This is a genomic window from Sphingomonas mollis (assembly GCF_016427505.1).
GTDB classification, from domain to species: Bacteria; Pseudomonadota; Alphaproteobacteria; order Sphingomonadales; family Sphingomonadaceae; genus Sphingomonas; species Sphingomonas mollis.
In genome coordinates this window covers 212976-231012 of the sequence record NZ_JAELXS010000002.1, presented here as the reverse complement: position 1 = coordinate 231012, position 18037 = coordinate 212976, and the positions used below count along the sequence as shown (strand labels likewise).

21 protein-coding genes are annotated in these 18037 nt (G+C 65.5%); 8 read left to right on the top strand and 13 right to left on the bottom strand.

Annotation, left to right across the window (positions count from 1 at the left end; genetic code table 11):
* Positions 1 to 159: 159 nt before the first annotated feature.
* Positions 160 to 909: a tRNA pseudouridine(38-40) synthase TruA gene (gene truA / locus JAO74_RS04530; protein ID WP_199035590.1), complete on the bottom strand. Its 750-nt coding sequence runs from the start codon at positions 907 to 909 to the stop codon at positions 160 to 162.
* Positions 906 to 1817, bottom strand: a complete 912-nt coding sequence (gene fmt, locus JAO74_RS04525; protein ID WP_199035588.1) for a methionyl-tRNA formyltransferase — start codon at positions 1815 to 1817, stop codon at positions 906 to 908. The genes truA and fmt overlap by 4 nt, the downstream gene beginning before the upstream one ends.
* A 53-nt stretch (positions 1818 to 1870) precedes the next feature.
* Here fmt and recR point away from each other — a divergent pair, with 53 nt between their 5' ends.
* The 3 genes from recR to JAO74_RS04510 all read left to right on the top strand — a co-directional run bounded on the left by recR (position 1871) and on the right by JAO74_RS04510 (position 4584).
* Positions 1871 to 2467 (top strand): recombination mediator RecR, encoded by a 597-nt coding sequence (gene recR, locus JAO74_RS04520; RefSeq protein ID WP_056527616.1) that lies wholly within the window; start codon positions 1871 to 1873, stop codon positions 2465 to 2467.
* Positions 2468 to 2587: 120 nt separating this feature from the next.
* Positions 2588 to 3112, top strand: a complete 525-nt coding sequence (gene def, locus JAO74_RS04515) for a peptide deformylase (protein WP_199035586.1) — start codon at positions 2588 to 2590, stop codon at positions 3110 to 3112.
* A gap of 128 nt (positions 3113 to 3240) precedes the next feature.
* Complete coding sequence (locus JAO74_RS04510) at positions 3241 to 4584, top strand: DNA recombination protein RmuC (protein WP_199035584.1); 1344 nt, start codon at positions 3241 to 3243, stop codon at positions 4582 to 4584.
* Here JAO74_RS04510 and JAO74_RS04505 read toward each other — a convergent pair.
* Genes JAO74_RS04505 through JAO74_RS04470 form a run of 8 tightly spaced genes read right to left on the bottom strand, consistent with a single transcriptional unit; the run spans position 4556 to position 10395 of the window.
* Positions 4556 to 5218, bottom strand: a complete 663-nt coding sequence (locus JAO74_RS04505) for an META domain-containing protein (RefSeq protein ID WP_199035583.1) — start codon at positions 5216 to 5218, stop codon at positions 4556 to 4558. The genes JAO74_RS04510 and JAO74_RS04505 overlap by 29 nt on opposite strands.
* A gap of 60 nt (positions 5219 to 5278) precedes the next feature.
* Positions 5279 to 6079 carry a TrmH family RNA methyltransferase gene (locus tag JAO74_RS04500; RefSeq protein ID WP_199035582.1) on the bottom strand — a complete coding sequence of 267 codons (801 nt, stop codon included), beginning with the start codon at positions 6077 to 6079 and terminating at the stop codon, positions 5279 to 5281.
* 18 nt (positions 6080 to 6097) lie between these two features.
* Entirely contained in the window at positions 6098 to 6370 is a 273-nt protein-coding gene (locus JAO74_RS04495; RefSeq protein WP_199035581.1) for an HPr family phosphocarrier protein, read from the bottom strand.
* Positions 6367 to 6774, bottom strand: a complete 408-nt coding sequence (locus tag JAO74_RS04490; RefSeq protein WP_199035580.1) for a PTS sugar transporter subunit IIA — start codon at positions 6772 to 6774, stop codon at positions 6367 to 6369. Before JAO74_RS04490 ends, JAO74_RS04495 begins: the two co-directional genes overlap by 4 nt.
* A 15-nt stretch (positions 6775 to 6789) precedes the next feature.
* Positions 6790 to 7707, bottom strand: coding sequence for an RNase adapter RapZ (rapZ, locus tag JAO74_RS04485; protein ID WP_199035579.1), 918 nt, complete (start codon positions 7705 to 7707; stop codon positions 6790 to 6792).
* A complete protein-coding gene (locus JAO74_RS04480; RefSeq protein WP_199035578.1) occupies positions 7704 to 8132 on the bottom strand; it encodes an HPr kinase/phosphorylase in 429 nt (142 codons plus the stop codon). The genes rapZ and JAO74_RS04480 overlap by 4 nt, the downstream gene beginning before the upstream one ends.
* Positions 8133 to 8141: 9 nt before the next feature.
* Entirely contained in the window at positions 8142 to 9722 is a 1581-nt protein-coding gene (locus tag JAO74_RS04475; protein ID WP_199035576.1) for a sensor histidine kinase, read from the bottom strand.
* Entirely contained in the window at positions 9691 to 10395 is a 705-nt protein-coding gene (locus tag JAO74_RS04470) for a response regulator transcription factor (RefSeq protein ID WP_199035574.1), read from the bottom strand. The genes JAO74_RS04475 and JAO74_RS04470 overlap by 32 nt, the downstream gene beginning before the upstream one ends.
* Positions 10396 to 10496: 101 nt before the next feature.
* Between JAO74_RS04470 and JAO74_RS04465 the strand changes: the two genes are divergently transcribed.
* Both JAO74_RS04465 and JAO74_RS04460 read left to right on the top strand, forming a co-directional pair.
* Positions 10497 to 11255 carry an alpha/beta fold hydrolase gene (locus JAO74_RS04465; protein WP_199035572.1) on the top strand — a complete coding sequence of 253 codons (759 nt, stop codon included), beginning with the start codon at positions 10497 to 10499 and terminating at the stop codon, positions 11253 to 11255.
* Between the two features lie 65 nt (positions 11256 to 11320).
* Entirely contained in the window at positions 11321 to 13147 is a 1827-nt protein-coding gene (locus JAO74_RS04460; protein WP_199035570.1) for a M2 family metallopeptidase, read from the top strand.
* Between the two features lie 85 nt (positions 13148 to 13232).
* Here the strand turns inward: JAO74_RS04460 and JAO74_RS18675 are convergent, their stop codons facing one another.
* Positions 13233 to 13445, bottom strand: coding sequence for a hypothetical protein (locus JAO74_RS18675; RefSeq protein WP_233150666.1), 213 nt, complete (start codon positions 13443 to 13445; stop codon positions 13233 to 13235).
* On the opposite strand from JAO74_RS18675, the gene JAO74_RS18670 reads away from it, so the two are divergent.
* Entirely contained in the window at positions 13444 to 13743 is a 300-nt protein-coding gene (locus JAO74_RS18670) for a hypothetical protein (RefSeq protein WP_233150665.1), read from the top strand. The genes JAO74_RS18675 and JAO74_RS18670 overlap by 2 nt on opposite strands.
* Before the next feature lie 45 nt (positions 13744 to 13788).
* Here JAO74_RS18670 and JAO74_RS04450 read toward each other — a convergent pair whose 3' ends face one another.
* Entirely contained in the window at positions 13789 to 15225 is a 1437-nt protein-coding gene (locus JAO74_RS04450; RefSeq protein ID WP_199035566.1) for an AMP nucleosidase, read from the bottom strand.
* A gap of 65 nt (positions 15226 to 15290) precedes the next feature.
* Entirely contained in the window at positions 15291 to 15770 is a 480-nt protein-coding gene (locus JAO74_RS04445) for a peroxiredoxin (protein ID WP_199035564.1), read from the bottom strand.
* Between the two features lie 94 nt (positions 15771 to 15864).
* On the opposite strand from JAO74_RS04445, the gene JAO74_RS04440 reads away from it, so the two are divergent.
* Positions 15865 to 16425, top strand: a complete 561-nt coding sequence (locus JAO74_RS04440) for a YqgE/AlgH family protein (RefSeq protein WP_199035562.1) — start codon at positions 15865 to 15867, stop codon at positions 16423 to 16425.
* An 86-nt stretch (positions 16426 to 16511) separates the two neighbouring features.
* On the top strand, positions 16512 to 17933 hold the full coding sequence (gene ahcY, locus JAO74_RS04435; protein WP_199035555.1) for an adenosylhomocysteinase: 1422 nt from the start codon (positions 16512 to 16514) through the stop codon (positions 17931 to 17933).
* Positions 17934 to 18037 lie beyond the last annotated feature (104 nt).

The following is an 18037-nucleotide window of genomic DNA, read 5'->3' as shown; positions in this document are numbered from 1 at the left end:
TGTTCCTGCGAACGCAGGAACCCAGAGCCACAGAAGATGTCACCACTGGCCTTGGGCTCCTGTTTTCACAGGAGCACGATATCGTTGCGGAGTTTCCCTCTCCCATCGGGAGAGGGAGGGTGGCACGAAGTGCCGGAAGGGTGAGGGTGGCGCGGTCAGTTACGCGGCACCCGGATAAACGGCCCCCACGAAAAACAACCCATCCGGCGGCGCATTCAGCCCCAGCCGCGCCCGATCCCGGGCCGCCAGTGCCGCACCCACGTCATCCGGCGTCCACCGCTCCATACCGACCAGCGCCAGGCACCCCACCATCGACCGCACCTGATGATGCAGGAATGACCGCGCCGCCGCCTGTATCAGGATCAGGTCGCCCTCCCGCTCCACCGTCAGCACGTCCAGCGTCCGCACCGGGCTGTCCGCCTGACAATGCGCCGACCGGAACGTGGTGAAGTCATGCCGCCCCACCAGCATCGCCGCCGCCGCCGCCATCGCGCCCACATCCAGCGGCTGCGGCACCTGCCATGCCAGCCCGCGCTCCACCGTCAGTGGCGCGCGCCGGTTCACGATCCGGTATTCATACGACCGCCCGATGCACGAGAACCGCGCATGCCAGTCGTCCGCCACCGCCTCGCACGCCAGCACCGCCACCGGCGCCGGCCGCAGCAGCGCGTTCAGCGCCTCCATCAACCGGAACGGCGCGATCGGCTTGGCGATGTCGCAATGCGCCCGCATCGCCAGCCCGTGCACGCCCGCATCGGTACGCCCCGCCGCGTGCACCGCCGCCGCGTCGCCCGTCACCGCCAGCACCGCCGCCTCCAGCGCGGCCTGCACGCTCGGCCCATGCGTCTGGCGTTGCCAGCCCATGAAGGGCCGCCCGTCGAACTCCACCGTCAGCGCGAATCGCGTCAAAGCTGCGTCCCGCTCGCGATCGGAAAGCCGCGCAGCAGTTCCTCGGTCGACGTCACGCCCCGCCCGGCGCGCTGCACCAGCGTCGGCCGGATCGCCCCGTCGCCGCACCCGATCGTCAGCCGATCGTCCACGGTGTACCCATCGCCGCCGGGGAAGGTGAACGGCAGTACCTCCGTCGCCAGTATCTTCACCCGCTCGCCGGCCACCTCGAACCACGCGCCCGGCGCCGGGTTCATCGCCCGCACCAGCCGCTCGATCGCCACCGCGCTCTGCGTGAAATCGATCCGCGCCTCTGCCTTCTCGATCTTGGCGGCATAGGTCACGCCCTCGCCTGGCTGCACTGCCGCCGGATGTGCCTCAAGATCGGCCAGCACCTGAACCATCAGCCGCGCGCCCATCGCCGCTAGTTCCACCGTCAGCTCGCCCGTCGTCTTGCCGTAAATCGGCGTACGCCCTTCCAGCCGCACCGGGCCGATATCCAGACCCGCCTCCATCTGCATGATGCCGACGCCCGTCTCCGCATCGCCGGCCATGATCGCCCGCTGCACCGGCGCCGCCCCGCGCCAGCGCGGCAACAGCGATCCATGCACGTTCAGGCAGCCATGCACCGGCGCGTCCAGCACCGCGCGCGGCAGGATCAGGCCATAGGCCGCGACCACCGCCACCTCCGCGTCCAGATCGGCGAACGCCGCCTGTTCCTCCGCACCCTTCAACGACACCGGCGTCCGCACCGGAATGCCCAATGCCTCCGCGCGTCGCTGGACGGGGGAGGGCACCAGTTCGCGCCCACGCCGCCCGCCCGGCCGCGCCGGCTGGCTATAGGCCGCAACCACCCGATGCCCGGCCGCCACCAACGCATCCAGCGTCGGCACCGCGAAGTCGGGCGTTCCCATGAAGACGATCCGCATGGCCACGCCTCTCTCCGCTGGCGAACCCCCGCGCAACCCCCTATCTGTTCCCCATGGCGTCTCCCGAAATCGAAGCGTTGACGCAGGCGCTCGCCCGCCTGCCGGGCCTCGGCCCCCGTTCCGCGCGCCGTGCCGTCCTGCACCTGCTGAAGAAGCGCGAGGGCGCGCTCGGTCCGTTGCGCCACGCGCTGGAACAGGTCGACGAACGGCTGGAGAATTGCTCGACCTGTGGGAATGTCGACACGGCCAATCCCTGTTCGATCTGCGCCGATCCCCGCCGCGACGCCCGGTCGCTCTGCGTGGTGGAGGAGGTGGCCGACCTCTGGGCGCTGGACCGCTCGCGCCTGTTCCCCGGCCGTTTCCACGTCCTCGGCGGCCGCCTGTCCGCGCTGGAAGGCATCCGCCCCGAAGACCTGTCGATCGACGCCCTCGTCCGCCGGATCGAGGCGGGCGGCATCGACGAGGTCGTCCTCGCCATGAACGCCACGCTGGAGGGCCAGACCACCGCCCACTACATCGCCGAACGCATCGAACGCTTCCCCATCCGCGTCACCCAATTGGCGCACGGCCTGCCCGTCGGCGGCGAACTTGATTACCTCGACGAAGGCACCTTGGCCCAGGCACTACGCGCGCGACGCCCCATGACCTGATCCTCCCCGGCACGGGGAGGGGGACCAGCAAAGCTGGTGGAGGGGGGCTTCCCCAAACGCCACGCCGATTGGCGACCCAAAAACTTGACCCCGTCCCCCACCCGGCATAGCGGACCCGCCATGGCCGTCCTCTCCATCGTCGAAATCCCCGACCCCCGCCTTCGCCTCGTCTCCACCCCCGTCGAGGCAGTGAACGACGAGACCCGTACGCTCGTCACCGATATGATCGAAACGATGTACGCCGCCAGCGGCATCGGTCTCGCCGCGATCCAGGTCGGCGTCGACAAGCGCGTCCTCGTGATCGACCTTCAGGAAGGCGAGGACGAGGAGGGCAAGCCCATCCGCAATCCCAAGGCATACATCAATCCGGAGGTTCTCTCGGAAAGCGAGGAGCTATCCGTCTACAACGAAGGCTGCCTGTCGATCCCGGAGCAATATGCCGAGGTGAAGCGCCCCGCCACCTGCCGCGTCCGCTGGCTGGACGAAACCGGCGCGTCGCATGAGAAGGAGTTGAGCGGCCTGCTGTCTACCTGCATGCAGCACGAGATCGACCATCTGAACGGTGTCCTGTTCATCGACCATGTCTCGAAGCTGAAGCGCGACATGCTGCTCAAGAAACTCGCCAAGCAACGCCGCATTGGTTGACCGCAACCGGGCTGTCCTACAGCGATCGTTCCTGCTACGTTCTTTCAAGGCGCCAGCTCCAGCCGGCGCCCGGAATGATGATGCGAAATATGCGATATGCGTGAAGTTGGTGAAGTTTGGAGCCGTCCATGACCCCTGAACTGGCCATCGTCGCCCTGCTGGCGCTCGCCGTCGGCCTGCTGGCCGGTTGGCTCATCGCCGGCCGCCGCGCCGCCGGCCTCGCCAGCGACCTCGCCGTCGCCCGCACCCGCGCCGCCGACGCCGACCTCGTCCGCCAGGCCCGCGACGCCGTGGAGCGCGAGCGCAACGAGGCGATGCAGGACCTCGCCTCCCTCCGCGCCCAGAGCGCGGAGCGGCAGGCCGCACACGCCGAGACCCTCCGCCAACTTCACGAGGCGAAGGAGGCGATGAACGCCCAGTTCGGTGCCGCCGCCGCCAAGGCGCTGGAAGGCGCGCAGACCCAGTTCCTCGAACGCGCCCAGGCCCGCTTTACCGAGTCGGAGCAGACCAGCGGCCAACGCCTCGCCGCCCTTCTCCAGCCCGTCACCGAGCGGCTGAAGCGCTACGAAGAGGGCGTCGCCAAGGTCGAGGCCGAACGCCGCGACGCCTTTGGCGATCTGAAGGGCCAGATCGAACAGATGCGCCTTGGGCAGGAGCGCGTATCGGGCGAGGCCGCCAAGCTCGTCAACGCGCTGCGCAATGCCCCCAAGGCCCGCGGTCGCTGGGGCGAGCAGCAGCTTCGCAACGTGCTGGAGACCTGCGGTCTCGCCGAACACACCGACTTCGCCATGGAGGTCAGCGTGTCGGACGGGGAGGGCGGTCGCCTCCGTCCCGACGCCATCGTCAAGGTGCCGGGCGGCAAGTCGCTCATCATCGACGCCAAGGTGTCGCTCAACGCCTATCAGGACGCGTTCGGCGCGGTGGATGAGGGCGAGCGCCAGATCGGCCTCGCCGCGCATGCCCAATCGATGCGCAACCACGTCAACGGCCTCGGCAACAAGAGCTACTGGACGCAGTTCGAGGACACGCCCGAATATGTCATCATGTTCGTCCCCGGCGAACACTTCCTGTCGGCCGCGCTCGAACATGACCCGACGCTGTGGGACTTCGCCTTCGACAAGCGTGTCCTGCTGGCTACCCCGACGAACCTGATCGCCATCGCCCGCACCGTCTCGGCGGTCTGGCGACAGGAGAAGCTGGCGGCACAGGCGCGCGAGATCGGCGTTCTGGGCAAGGAGCTATACAGTCGTCTGTCGAAGATGGGCGAGCATGTCGCCAAGCTCGGCCGCAATCTGGAGACGGCCAACACCGCCTATAACCAGTTCGTCGGCAGCCTCGAGAGTCAGGTGCTGACGACCGCCCGCCGGTTCGAGGCGCTCAATATCGACACCGCCGGCAAATCGATCGAACCACTACCGATCGTCGAACAGAGCCCGCGTCCGCTTACGAAGCTGGTGACGACCGGCGAGTGAGCGTCACGCTGCCCCGCGCATCTCTCAACACTAGCGTATCCGTATCGGGCCGGGTCATCGTCACCGGCGAACCGCCGAGCGCGAGGAACCGGCTCTCGACCCGCATCACCTCATCCTCGATGCACGCCATCCTTGTCGCCCGCAGGTCGCCAAGGCGAAGCGTATTGCCTTCGAGGCGGTAGCTCCCCGCAATGCGGTTGCAGATGCGGGCGCGCATGACGTCGGCATCGAAATCGACCGTTGCTCTACCGGGCATGCGCACCGCCTTGCCATCGAGCGCTGCAATCGCCCAATGCGTATCGGCCAATTTCATCGCGGTGCGATCTGCCAAGCCACCACACCCCTGCAACCGCCGCCGCCCGAGATTGACGGTGACCGTATCGGGATAATGCCGGTCACTCATCCCGTCGCTGCATGGCTTGCGGACGATAGCCACCGTCATCGCAGGCGTCACATACCGCCGTCCATTCGCGGTCGATCGCGCTTTCGGGACCGCGACGCTGATCGGTCGCCCACTGACCTGTTCCAGTCGAATGTGACGGTCGTCGATCGTCAAAGACCAGAATGGTTCGGTGCCGCTTGCCCGGTAATCGACGGAACCAGCAGCGGCGGCGAGCAGGGCGATGGCGATCATGCCCCAGCTTGGCCGGTAAGCATCCGCCCTGCAACTATGCCCCAGCGAAAGGCGGCGCGATCAATCGCGTTGCTGCGCCAGTACCTCATACGCCATCACCGCGGTTGCCACCGCGGCATTCAGGCTGTCGGCCTTGCCCAGCATCGGGATCTTCACCAGTAGATCGCATCCGGCGGCATATCCGCTCGGCATGCCCTGCGCCTCGTTTCCAGTCAGCAGGAACGTCGGCGCCGCATAGCGCGCGCCGCGATAGTCATGCTCGGTATCGAGGCTCAGACCGACCAGCTGACCGGGGCCTGTCCGCAACCAGGTCAGGAACGTCGCCCATTCCGTCCGCACGACGGGGATGGTGAACAGCGCGCCCATGCTGGCGCGCACCGCCTCGACCGAGAAGGGATCGACGCAGTCACCGATCAGGATCAACCCGCCGGCGCCCACCGCATCCCCGGTCCGCAGGATCGTGCCCATATTGCCCGGATCACGCAGTCGCTCCGCCACCAGCCAGATGCCGGCCGCGGTCCGGTCGAGATCGTTCAATCGCGTCTCGAACTCGTCGAACACGCCGACTACGGCCTGTGGGTTGTCCTTGCCCGACAGCTTCGAGAGGATATCGGGCGTCGTCTCGATCGCGTCGCCACCCGCGCGCTCCACCTCGGTGACGAGCGTTCTGACCAGCGGATGATCGGCGCTGGCCGCCGCGAAGAACAGCAGCACCGGCAGGCGCCCCGCTTCGCGCGCCTCGGTGAGGATACGCAGGCCCTCGGCGAGGAACCGTCGCTGCTCGCGCCGATGCCGCTTGTCGCGCAGGTCGCGGACGCTCTTGATGAGCGGGTTGGAAAAGGCGGTGATTTCGCGGGGCATGACAGCAATCGAGGAGGATCAATCCTCGCCGAATTTCGCCTCGACCAGTTCGACCAGCGTGTTCACCACCTGCGTGGCATTGTCGCCCGATGCGGAGATCGTGATCGAATCGCCCATGGCGGCGCCCAGCATCATCAGCCCCATGATCGACGTGCCCGTGACCGAACCGCTGCCATCCTTCTCGACCTGCACTTCGCACGGCAGGCCGGACGCCAGCGTGACGAACTTCGCACTGGCGCGGGCATGGAGTCCGCGGCGGTTGCAAATCGTGACGGTGCGACGAACGCTCATGCCGCTGCCTCGCCCAGCACTTCGGAAGCGACCGAGATATATTTGCGCCCCGCTTCACGCGCGGCAGCCACGGCATCGACGACCTTCATTGATTTGCGCGCGGAACCGAGGCGGATCAGCATCGGCAGGTTCATGCCCGCGATCACTTCGACCCGGCCACGCACCATCAGCGATATCGCGAGGTTGGATGGTGTGCCGCCGAACAGATCGGTCAATACGATCACGCCGGCGCCGCTATCGACCTCGGCGATGGCGGCGGCGATGTCGTGCCGGCGCGATTCCATATCGTCCTCCGGCCCGATCGCGATCGTCGCCACCCGCTCCTGCGGCCCGACGACGTGAACCATCGCGGTCACGAATTCGTCGGCGAGCCGCCCATGCGTCACCAGAACCAGGCCGATCATAGTCGGATGCGCTACCTACACCAGCGGGGCAACCGGCGACCCCTCAAGTGAGTCCTGCGGTGCCGCCCCTAAATCACGATGCGCGACTGTGGGCGAAAACCCCGCATCGCACAAGAACCTGCCGATACGTTCCGCGACATGAACCGACCGGTGTCTCCCTCCGGTACAGCCGATCGCGATGGAAACATATGCCTTTCCCTCCGCCCTGTAGCGCGGCAGCAACAGCGCCAGCAGCTCCTCGATCCGCGATACCGCCGCCTCATAGGCGGGATCGGCCGCGACATAGGCGGCCACATCCGGGTCCAGCCCGGTGCCGGGTTTCAGCGCGGGATCCCAATGCGGATTGCGCAGGAAGCGCATGTCGAACACCAGATCCGCACCGCGCGGCAGGCCCCGCGCAAAGCCGAATGACGTTACCGACAACACCGGCTCGCCTGCGCGGTCGGCAAAGGTGGTGCGAATCTGCTGCGCCAGTTCGTGGGCCGACAGCGTCGTCGTATCGGTCAGTCGGTTGGCAAAGTCGCGCAGCGGCGCCAACAATTCGCGCTCCCGGGCGATCCCGTCGCTTGCCGGTCGATCCGGCGCCAGGGGATGGCGTCGTCGCGTCTCCGCATAACGACGTTCGAGTTCGGCATCCGAGCATTCGAGGAACAGCGTGCCGACGGACAGGCTTTGCATATCCTGCAACTGCCTGATTCGCTGGATGATCCGCTCTGGCTCGAAATCCCGCGTCCGTGTGCCCAGGCCCAGCGCCAGTCGTTGACGTCGGCCGTCCGCCCCCACCGGCAACGGCGCATCGAGCAGCCGGTCGATCAGGACGAGCGGCAGGTTGTCGACCACTTCCCAGCCAAGGTCTTCCAGCGTCTTCAGCACCGTCGATTTGCCGGCCCCGGACAGTCCTGTGACCAGCAGCACGTCCTGATGACCGATCATGCCGGCATCTCCCGGCGCATGGCCAGTTCGACCTTGATCGGTGCCGAAGCCGTAAACGGATCGAGCGCGAGCATCCGAACGGGTCGCCCGGCGATCAGGCGTGATGCCGGCTCGGGCATCCGTTCCGGCTCGTCGACCAGAGTTATGAACAGCGCCACAGGAGCAGCGGCCATCACCGGCAGGTCAAGTATGCCAAGCCCACGCACCTCTATCCGTCCGGCGATCGTAGGGGGCGGGCTGGCGATCAGGCCCTCGTCCAACGCCTTAACAACCGTATAATCGTCGCTCACCAAAATCGCGCCGCGATCGATCAGGCGGAGTGCGAGATCGGATTTTCCCGCGCCCGACGGCCCCTCGATCAACACCGCCCGCCCGTCGATCGCGACGGTGGAGGCGTGCAGCGTTTCGGTATCGGGTTCGCTCATCGATACGTCCTATGGCGCCGGATCGGCGGTCGGCAGGCGGACGACGAATCGGGCACCGCCCAGTCCGCCGTCGCGCGGTTCGACCGCGATCGACCCGCCATGCCCCTCGACGATCGTTCGTGCAATGGCGAGGCCGAGGCCCGAGTGGCGGCCGAACGCCTCGCCCTGCGGCCGGATCGACTGGAAGCGGCGGAAGATGGCCTCGCGCGCCTCTTCCGGCACGCCGGGGCCTTCGTCCTCGACCTGTACCACCATCTCGTCGGCATCGGCGGTGGCGACGATCGTTACCTGCGCATCATCGGGAGAGAAAGACAGGGCATTATCGAGCAGGTTCTCGAACACGCGTTCCAGCCGCGCGCCTTCACCGATGGTCAGCAAAGGCGTGTCCGCCGCCCGGTCGAAATGGAAGCGGACGCCCCGTTCCACGCCGCGCGCCTCGCGCTGGGCGAGGAGGCCGGCGATAATCGCGCCGATATCGACCGGTTCGAACTTCGCCCGGCTGAGTTGTGCGTCGAGTCGGGATGCATCGGAAATGTCGGTGATGAGGCGATCGAGGCGATGGACGTCGTCTTGCACGATCGCCAGCAATTGGCGTTGCAGATCCGGATCGCTGATCCGCCCCAGCCCATCCACGGCAGACCGAAGGGAGGCGAGGGGGTTCTTCATTTCGTGCGTCACATCGGCTGCGAACGCCTCGGTCGCGTCGATCCGCGCGCGAAGGGCCAAGCTCATGTCCGACAGCGCGCGGGCCAGCATGCCTAGTTCGTCACGCCGCGATGGCAAACGGGGCACCACCACTTCACGCGCGCGCCCCAATCGAACGCGTACCGCCGCCCGCGCCAGCCGGCGTAGCGGCCGGACGATCGTCCGGGCGAGAAACAGCGACAGCAGCACGGAGATGATCGTGACGACCAGCAAGACGACGCTGAGGCGCAGTCGCTCCGTCCGGACGATCCGGGTGATGGTCCGCGCGTTCACTGCGGTCAGCACGATAGCACCACCGGGCATCGGCGCCGCGGCCGTGATGACCGGCGTGCGGTCGGGCGCGCGCCAAACCGTTGCGGCGACGTGGCCGGTTTGTGCCGTCCGTACCTCGGGCCAATCGGCGGGGTCCGATCGATCGCGGTACAGCGGCGGCCGCGCTGCACCGACGATCGTATCGATGCCGCCATCCAGCAGGCGGGCGACACGCTGGTCGATCCCCTCACGATCGGGGTCCTGCAACTGAAAATTACTGACGCCGAGCGCGCGGCTGTCGAGGGCCATGCCATTCGGGCCCAGCACCCTGATGCGGGCGCCGGTGTCTCGCGCCAGTCGCGAGAGCAGGGCCGGGTGATAGGATTGCGGCGACGCCGCCAGCGCCTCCGCGATCAGCCGCGCCTCTCGCGTCGCCTGCACGACGCTGTTGTCGACGGTACGCGATCGATAGCTGTCGAGATAGAAGAACCCGCCCGCCAGCAACAGCAGCGCGATGATGTTGACCGCCAGGATACGCCGCGTGAGCGATACCCGCCCCGACCACCGGAGCGCCAGATCGCGGCCGTCATCCGGCGCGGGCTCATTCCTCGGAAAAGCGATAGCCGGCACCATAGAGAGTTTCGATCGAATCGAACTCGGGATCGACCGCCCGAAATTTCCGCCGCACGCGCTTGATATGGCTGTCGATCGTGCGGTCGTCGACGTAGATATCGTCCTGATACGCCGCATCCATCAACTGGTTACGGGTCTTCACCACACCGGGGCGCTGCGCCAGCGTTTCGAGGATCAGGAATTCTGTGACGGTCAGCGTCACCGCTTCGCCGTTCCACAGCGTGCGGTGCCGGGCGGGGTCCATCATCAACCGCCCGCGTTCCAGGGCCGGGGCCGCTTCCTCGCCATTGCCGCCGGCGGGGGCGGCCGGTTCGGCGCGGCGCAGGATGGCTCGGATGCGGGCGATCAGCAGGCGTTGGGAAAATGGCTTGGCGATGTAATCGTCGGCCCCCATCGCCAGCCCCAGCGCCTCGTCCAGTTCGTCGTCCTTCGACGTCAGGAAGATGACGGGCGTCGATTGCTTTTCACGCAGGCGACGGAGCAGTTCCAATCCATCCATCCGCGGCATCTTGATGTCGAAGATCGCGAGATCGGGCGGGTTGTCCGCCAACGCCTTCAGCGCAGCCTCACCATCCGAATAGACGCGCGTCAGGAACCCTTCGGCCTGAAGGGCGATCGACACCGAAGTCAGGATGTTGCGATCGTCGTCGACGAGCGCGATCGTTGCCGTCATGCCCGGCTCCTAGTCGAAAGCCGAAGCCTGCTCAATCGTCTGTCGCTCGGCGGATCAAGACGGGGTCGCGTGCGGCGTTCGACTGACATAAGAGCACCGCCATGACCGATATGCCCTCCACCCAGTTCTTCTCCAGTTTCGATGGCGTCCGCATTGCGTGGCGCGAAATGGGGGAGGGGCGGCCTGTCGTGCTGATCCACGGCTATTTCTCCGACGCCTACACTAACTGGATACGATACGGGCATGCCGCGGCGATCGCCGCCGAGGGATACCGGGTCATCATGCCCGATCTGCGCGCGCACGGCGAAAGCGACAAACCGCATGATGCCGCTGCCTATCCACGCGATGCGCTGACGCAGGACGGGCATGCGCTGATCGCGCATCTGGGGCTGACCGATTACGATCTGGGCGGTTACTCGCTGGGCGCACGCACCACATCACGGATGATCGCAACGGGGGCGACGCCGACGCGATTGATCTTCGCCGGCATGGGGCTTGAGGGCCTGACCGACACCGATCGCCGCGCGGGTCATTTCCGCCATATTCTGACGCATCTGGGCGAGCATGAGCGTGGCAGCCCGGAATGGTTGGCCGAGGCGTTCCTGAAGACCACCAAGGGTGATCCCGTCGCGCTGCTGGGCATTCTCGATACCTTCACCGATACGCCGCTCGCGACGATCGGGGCCTTTGCCCAGCCGACGCTGGTCGTGGCCGGCGTCGAGGATCATGACAACGGATCGGCCGCGGCCCTGGCGGATGCGCTGCCGGATGCTCGCTTCGTCGAGGTGCCGGGAGGCCATATGAGTTCGGTCGCCAAGCCGGAACTCGGCCAAGCGATCGCCGAGTTTCTGGCAGCCTGACTGTCGATTGCTTGACCGATCGCGGTCGCGCGCCGATGCACGACGCTGGAAATAAGAGGAAAGACATGATCCGCATCACCGCTTCCCTTGCCGTGCTGGCGGCCGCCCTTGCGACGACATCGGCACCAGCGCAGCAGCCGACGGATGCCACCACCGCCACGGCGGCGCAGGCTGACGCGTTCATCGCCGATGCCGAACGCCAGCTGGCGGCGGTGTCCGTGCCGGTGAACCAGATCAACTGGGTCAACGCCACCTACATCACCGACGATACCGACACATTGGCGGCCCGCGCCAATGCCCAGACCACCGAACTGCAGGTGAAGCTCGCCGGTGAGGCGGCCCGTTATGCCCGTGTGCCGGGTCTGTCCCCGGACACGCGCCGCAAGCTCGACCTGCTTCGCGGCGGCATCACGCTGCCGGCGGCGGCGACGCCCGGTGCGGCGGACGAACTGGCGACGCTGACGACCCGGATGTCGTCAAGCTATGGCAAGGGCCGCGGAACGCTCGACGGCAAACCGATCAACGGATCGGATATCGAGGCGGCGATGGGCGTGACCCGCGATCCCGCCAGGCTGCGCGAGATGTGGGTCAGCTGGCATGATAATGTCGGCGCGCCGATGCGGGTGGATTATGCCCGGATGAGCGACCTCGCCAATGCGGGTGCCAAGGGTCTCGGCTATGCCGACACCGGTGCGCTGTGGCGGTCGGGATATGACATGGCGCCGGACGAGTTCGCCGCCACCACCGACCGCATCTGGAAGGAAGTGGAGCCGCTCTATCTCGTGCTTCACACCTATGTCCGGTGGAAGCTGAACGAGAAGTACGGCGATGCCGTCCAATCGAAGACCGGGCCGATCCGCGCCGACCTGCTCGGCAACATGTGGGCGCAGGAGTGGGGCAACATATACGACATCGTCGCCCCGGCCGGCGCCGGCGATCTGGGATATGACACCGGCGATCTGTTGAAAGCCAAGGGATATGATCCCGTCCGCATGGTGAAGCAGGGTGAGGGCTTCTATTCCTCGCTCGGCTTCGCGGCGTTGCCCGACACGTTTTGGCAGCGGTCGCAGATTGTGAAGCCGGCTGATCGCGAGGTGATCTGTCACGCATCGGCATGGGATATCGACAATGCCGACGATATCCGCATCAAGATGTGCACCAAGGTGAATGGCGACGATTTCGTCACGATCCACCACGAACTTGGCCACAATTACTATCAGCGCGCCTACAAGGCGCAGCCGTTCCTGTACAAGAACGGTGCGAACGACGGTTTCCATGAGGCGATCGGCGATACCGTCGCGCTGTCGATCACGCCCGATTATCTGGTCAACATCGGTCTGCTCGATCGCGCCAAGGTGCCGAGCGCCGACAAGGATGTCGGATTGCTGCTTCGTCAGGCAATGGACAAGGTGGCGTTCCTACCGTTCGGTCTGTTGATCGACAAGTGGCGGTGGAAGGTGTTCTCTGGCGAGATCAAGCCGACCGGCTATCAGGCGGGCTGGGATGCTTTGCGCCTGCAATATCAGGGCGTTGTCCCCCCGGTTGCGCGTGACGAGACGAAGTTCGATCCCGGTGCGAAATACCACATCCCGGCGGGCGTGCCGTACACCCGGTATTTCCTGGCGCGGGTGCTGCAATTTCAATTCTATCAGGCCGCCTGCAAGCAGGCCGGATGGAAGGGGCCGCTGCACCGCTGCTCGTTCTACGGCAACAAGGATGTCGGCCAGCGCCTGAATGCAATGCTCGCCATGGGTCAGTCGAAGCCGTGGCCCGAAGCCCTACAGGTGTTCACAGGCAGCCGGGAGATGAGCGGAAAGGCGATGATCGCCTATTTCGCGCCATTGAAGAAGTGGCTGGATACGCAGAACCGGGGCAAGCCGCAGGGCTGGTAACGCTATGGCTATTGCTGGACGGCAGGTAGTTGCCCGTCGTCCAGCAATGGAGAACGGGCCTCCACGAATGGAGACCCGTTTTGCCTTATGCCTTATCGGGAACGGTATTCTCGTCGGCAATGCCGTTCTTGAACGACGCCGACGAATCCTTGCCATCCGGCTGATGCGCCAGCTTCGTCGGTTTGGCCGGATCGCCGGGCTTGGCGGAACTACCTTTCAGGGTTAGCAACGCGGCGGCGGCACCAGCGGCGGCCAGACCACCGGCGATCGCCGCGGCACCCCACTTGCCACCGACCATGTCGACCGCGCTTTTCTTCGGCGCCGAAGTCCGGCTCGACGACTTTCGCGTTGTGGGCGTTGCTGCCGAACGCTTCGTCGTGCGGGGCTTGGGGGGTACCTTCGCCGCTGCGGCTGGTTTGGCAGACGCCACCGCATCGTCGGTCTTCGCCTTGGCAGCGCGCGGCTTCGCGGCGGCTGATTTGGCCGGTGTGGTCGAGCGACGACGCGCGGGCTTCTTGGCGGGCGTGTCGGCGGTAGCGGGCGTGTCGGCGTCGGCCATGGTCGGCTCCCTCGAAAAAATGGTTCCGGGGGCGTAACGCCATTGTCACGTGATGGTTGCGAGTCCCGCTGACCGCCTGCCCTTAGCGGAACGGCGGTTCGTTGAACGCACGCAATTTGCGGCTGTGCAGTTTCGCGCCTTCCAGACGCAGCTGCTCGCAGGCCTCGATGCCGATCCGCATATGCTCGCTGATCGCCCGTTCGTAGAAGCGGTTCGCCTGGCCGGGGAGCTTCAACTCGCCATGGAGTGGCTTGTCGGACACGCACAGCAACGTGCCGTACGGAACGCGAAAGCGATAACCCTGCGCCGCGATGGTAGCGGACTCCATGTCGATCCCTACCGCACGTGACAGCGAAAAGCGGAGCGCCGATCGCGAATAGCGCAATTCCCAGTTTCGATCGTCGGTCGTTACGATCGTCCCCGTCCGCAGGCGCCGCTTTAGTTCATCGCCCGACTGGCCCGATACGATTTCCGCAGCCTTGGCCATCGCCACCTGAACCTCGGCAATCGCCGGTACGGGGATTTCGGGCGGCAGCACGTCGTCCAGCACATGATCGTCGCGCAGATACGCATGCGCCAGGACATAGTCGCCGATGCGCTGCGACGGACGCAGGCCACCGCAATGGCCGATCATCAACCACGCTTCGGGCCGCATCACGGCCAGATGGTCGCAGATCGTCTTGGCGTTGGATGGACCGACGCCGATATTGACGAGCGTGATGCCCGTGCCGTCCGCCGCCATCAGGTGATAGGCGGGCATCTGATGCCGTCGCCACGCGCTGTCGGTGACGAGTTTGTCGACATCCTCGGGCCGCTCGATCACGATGCCGCCCGCCCCCGACAGTGCGGTAAAGCGGCTGTCCGGCGACAGTTGCGATGCACCCCAGCGGACGAATTCATCGACATAGCGGTGATAGTTCGTAAACAGCACGAACCGCTGCACATGTTCGGCGGGGGTGCCCATGTAATGGCGCAACCGGGCCAGACTGAAATCGGTACGAAGCCCGTCGAACAGCGCCAATGGCCGTGTGCCGTCCGCCGTCATCCACAGGCCGTCGGCAATCTCATCGCCGATATGCGCCAGTTCGGTTGCCGGAAAGAACCGCGCCAGTTCGGATGCGGACACCTCGTCGAGGCTCAGCGCATGGCCGGGATCGAGCACATAGGGGAACGGGATTTCCTGACGCCCCGGCACCGCTTCGACGGTGACCTGATAATCCTCGATCAGCAGATCGAGCTGCTCGATCAGATAATCTGCGAAGATCGCCGGCTTGGTCACGCTGATCCGGTATTCCCCTGCCGACACCAGTCGCCCGAACGAGCGCAATGGGGCAGGGCGGCCGTGCTCTCCCGCAAAGGATAGACGAATTTCGGGATAGGCGAACGATCCGTCCAGGCGTGTCCCGGCGTCGGGGACGGTGCGGTCGGTCAGATAGGCGGTCAGTGCCGCCTGCAATCGGGTAACGGAGGCGGTATATAGGCGATCCAGGTCGGCGACGATTTGGGAAGCGGTCTGCATCGGCAGGGGGTAAGCGTCGGCGATGACGGAGGCAAGACGCCACCGCCATCGCCGACCCGTCCGGATCAGATCCGGTCGAGCAGATATTCCGCTGAGCTGACCTTGAACTCACCGGGCTGTTCGACGTGCAATTGCTTCACGATGCCGTCCTCGACCAGCATCGAATAACGCTGGCTGCGGATGCCGAGGCCGAACTTCGTGCCGTCCATCGTCAGTCCGACCGCCTTGGCGAAATCGCCATTGCCATCGGCGAGCATCGTGACGCCCCCGGCGCCGTTTTCGTTCGACCACGCCTTCAGCACGAACGGGTCGTTGACCGCGGTGCAGGCGATTTCGTCGACACCCTTGGCGGCCAGTTCGTCCGCCTTGCCCAGAAAGCCCGGCAGATGCTGGGCCGAGCAGGTCGGCGTGAACGCACCCGGCACCGCGAACAATGCGATCGTGCGTCCGGCGAAGTAATCCGCGACCTTTACCTGATCGGGGCCATCGGCCGTTACCTTGACGAGCGTTGCTTCGGGCAGGCGGTCACCGACATTGATCGTCATGCTGTTCTCCTTGAGGACTGAAACGCGATGTCATCGTGCCGCCCCCCGATTTCAAGCGTGGCGGGAAAGAGCCGGACCGGCTATGTCGGGTGATGTGACGCAAGCCGCTTATCTGACTGGGCAATTTCTTCTCGCGATGCCGGGCATGGGTGATCGGCGCTTCGACCGGGCGGTCATCGCGATGTGCGCGCACGATGCGAAGGGCGCGATCGGCATCGGACTGGGTGCGGTGATCGGTGGCCTCGGGTTTCACGCGTTGCTGGAACAATTCGAGATCGATCCGGGTGAAGCGCCTGATGCGCCTGTTCACTTCGGCGGGCCGGTGGATATGCGCCGGGGCTTCGTGGTGCATTCGCTCGACTGGAGCGGGCAGGACACGATCGATGTCGCGGGCCGATGGGCGTTGTCGGGCACGATCGATGCCTTGCGGGCGATTGCCGATGGCTCGGGGCCACGACGATGGGTCGTCGCGCTCGGGTATGCCGGTTGGGCGGAGGGACAACTCGATGGCGAACTCGCCCGTCCCGGCTGGTTTCCCGTGAAGGGGGATACCGACCTTCTCTGGACGACGGACCCCGCCGATCGCTGGCAGTCGGCGTATCGGGCCGCCGGCATCGATCCCCGTCTGCTGGTGACCGGATCCGGCAACGCCTGACGACATATAAAGATATCTTTATATTTGATCCGGGGGCGTCGAGGGCCTAAGGACCGGCCATTCAGATTTCTTCAGGAGAATTCCTCGTGGCCACCGCCCTCGCCGCCGAGCAGCACGACTACGTCATCAAGGACATCGCCCTCGCCGATTTCGGCCGTGCGGAAATCCGCATCGCCGAGACGGAGATGCCCGGCCTGATGGCGCTCCGCCGAGAGTTTGGTGCATCGCAGCCGTTGAAGGGCGCGCGCATCACCGGCTCGCTGCACATGACGATCCAGACCGCGGTGCTGATCGAAACGTTGACCGCGCTTGGCGCAGACGTCCGCTGGGCGACGTGCAACATCTATTCGACGCAGGATCACGCAGCCGCCGCCATCGCTGCCACGGGCGTGCCGGTGTTCGCGATCAAGGGCGAGACGCTGGCCGAGTATTGGGATTATGTCGGCGACATCTTCGCATGGGACCGCACCGTCGCAGGCCAGACCGCGAACATCATTCTCGACGATGGCGGCGACGCGACGATGTTCGCGCTGTGGGGCGCCAAGCTGGAAGCCGGTGCGAGCTTCGGTGAGCCGGAGAACGAAGAGGAAGTCGAGTTCCAGCGTTCGGTAAAGGCGTTCATCGCCAAGAACCCGGGCTACCTGACCGAGACGGTCAAGAACCTGAAGGGCGTGTCGGAAGAGACGACCACCGGCGTGCATCGCCTGTACGAGATCGCGAAGAAGGGCGAACTGCCGTTCCCCGCGATCAACGTCAACGACTCGGTGACGAAGTCGAAGTTCGACAATCTGTATGGCTGTAAGGAATCGCTGGTCGACGCGATCCGTCGCGCCACCGACGTGATGTTGGCCGGCAAGGTCGCCTGCGTCGCCGGCTTCGGCGACGTCGGCAAGGGTTCGGCCCAGTCGCTCCGCAATGGCGGCGCGCGGGTGATGGTGACCGAGGTCGATCCGATCTGCGCGCTGCAGGCGGCGATGGAGGGCTTCGAGGTCGTGACGATGGAAGAAGCGGTCACCCGCGCCGACATCTTCTGCACCGCGACCGGCAACGCCGACGTCATCACCGCCGATCACATGAAGGCGATGAAACCGATGGCGATCGTCTGCAACATCGGCCATTTCGACAGCGAAATCCAGATCGCCGCACTGTCGAACTACAAGTGGACCGAAGTGAAACCCGGCACCGACCTCGTCGAATTCCCGGATGGCAAGCAGATCATCGTGCTCGCCAAGGGCCGCCTGGTGAACCTCGGTTGCGCCACCGGCCACCCGTCGTTCGTGATGTCGGCCTCGTTCACCAACCAGACGCTTGCACAGATCGAGCTTTGGACGAAGAGCGATCAGTATAACAACGAAGTGTACGTCCTGCCCAAGCATCTCGACGAAAAGGTCGCGGCGCTGCATCTGGAAAAGCTGGGTGTGAAGCTGTCGCAACTGACCGCCAAGCAGGCCGGTTATATCGGTGTGCCGGTCGAGGGGCCGTTCAAGCCGGATCACTATCGTTACTGATCCGTCGGAGTTTTTAAGTACGAGAGGGGCGTCGGCGAAAGCCGGCGCCCTTTTTCGTGTTTGAACTTCCGGACATCGATCAACGCACGCATCGCCTGACCGCT

Excerpts from the sequence above, each read along its gene's own strand:
- fmt (WP_199035588.1), bottom strand. The coding sequence starts at position 1,817 with ATGCGGATCGTCTTCATGGGAACGCCCGACTTCGCGGTGCCGACGCTG.
- recR (WP_056527616.1), top strand. The coding sequence starts at position 1,871 with ATGGCGTCTCCCGAAATCGAAGCGTTGACGCAGGCGCTCGCCCGCCTG.
- def (WP_199035586.1), top strand. The coding sequence starts at position 2,588 with ATGGCCGTCCTCTCCATCGTCGAAATCCCCGACCCCCGCCTTCGCCTC.
- JAO74_RS04510 (WP_199035584.1), top strand. The coding sequence starts at position 3,241 with ATGACCCCTGAACTGGCCATCGTCGCCCTGCTGGCGCTCGCCGTCGGC.
- JAO74_RS04505 (WP_199035583.1), bottom strand. The coding sequence starts at position 5,218 with ATGATCGCCATCGCCCTGCTCGCCGCCGCTGCTGGTTCCGTCGATTAC.
- JAO74_RS04500 (WP_199035582.1), bottom strand. The coding sequence starts at position 6,079 with ATGCCCCGCGAAATCACCGCCTTTTCCAACCCGCTCATCAAGAGCGTC.
- JAO74_RS04495 (WP_199035581.1), bottom strand. The coding sequence starts at position 6,370 with ATGAGCGTTCGTCGCACCGTCACGATTTGCAACCGCCGCGGACTCCAT.
- JAO74_RS04490 (WP_199035580.1), bottom strand. The coding sequence starts at position 6,774 with ATGATCGGCCTGGTTCTGGTGACGCATGGGCGGCTCGCCGACGAATTC.
- rapZ (WP_199035579.1), bottom strand. The coding sequence starts at position 7,707 with ATGATCGGTCATCAGGACGTGCTGCTGGTCACAGGACTGTCCGGGGCC.
- JAO74_RS04480 (WP_199035578.1), bottom strand. The coding sequence starts at position 8,132 with ATGAGCGAACCCGATACCGAAACGCTGCACGCCTCCACCGTCGCGATC.
- JAO74_RS04475 (WP_199035576.1), bottom strand. The coding sequence starts at position 9,722 with ATGGTGCCGGCTATCGCTTTTCCGAGGAATGAGCCCGCGCCGGATGAC.
- JAO74_RS04470 (WP_199035574.1), bottom strand. The coding sequence starts at position 10,395 with ATGACGGCAACGATCGCGCTCGTCGACGACGATCGCAACATCCTGACT.
- JAO74_RS04465 (WP_199035572.1), top strand. The coding sequence starts at position 10,497 with ATGACCGATATGCCCTCCACCCAGTTCTTCTCCAGTTTCGATGGCGTC.
- JAO74_RS04460 (WP_199035570.1), top strand. The coding sequence starts at position 11,321 with ATGATCCGCATCACCGCTTCCCTTGCCGTGCTGGCGGCCGCCCTTGCG.
- JAO74_RS18670 (WP_233150665.1), top strand. The coding sequence starts at position 13,444 with ATGTCGACCGCGCTTTTCTTCGGCGCCGAAGTCCGGCTCGACGACTTT.
- JAO74_RS18675 (WP_233150666.1), bottom strand. The coding sequence starts at position 13,445 with ATGGTCGGTGGCAAGTGGGGTGCCGCGGCGATCGCCGGTGGTCTGGCC.
- JAO74_RS04450 (WP_199035566.1), bottom strand. The coding sequence starts at position 15,225 with ATGCAGACCGCTTCCCAAATCGTCGCCGACCTGGATCGCCTATATACC.
- JAO74_RS04445 (WP_199035564.1), bottom strand. The coding sequence starts at position 15,770 with ATGACGATCAATGTCGGTGACCGCCTGCCCGAAGCAACGCTCGTCAAG.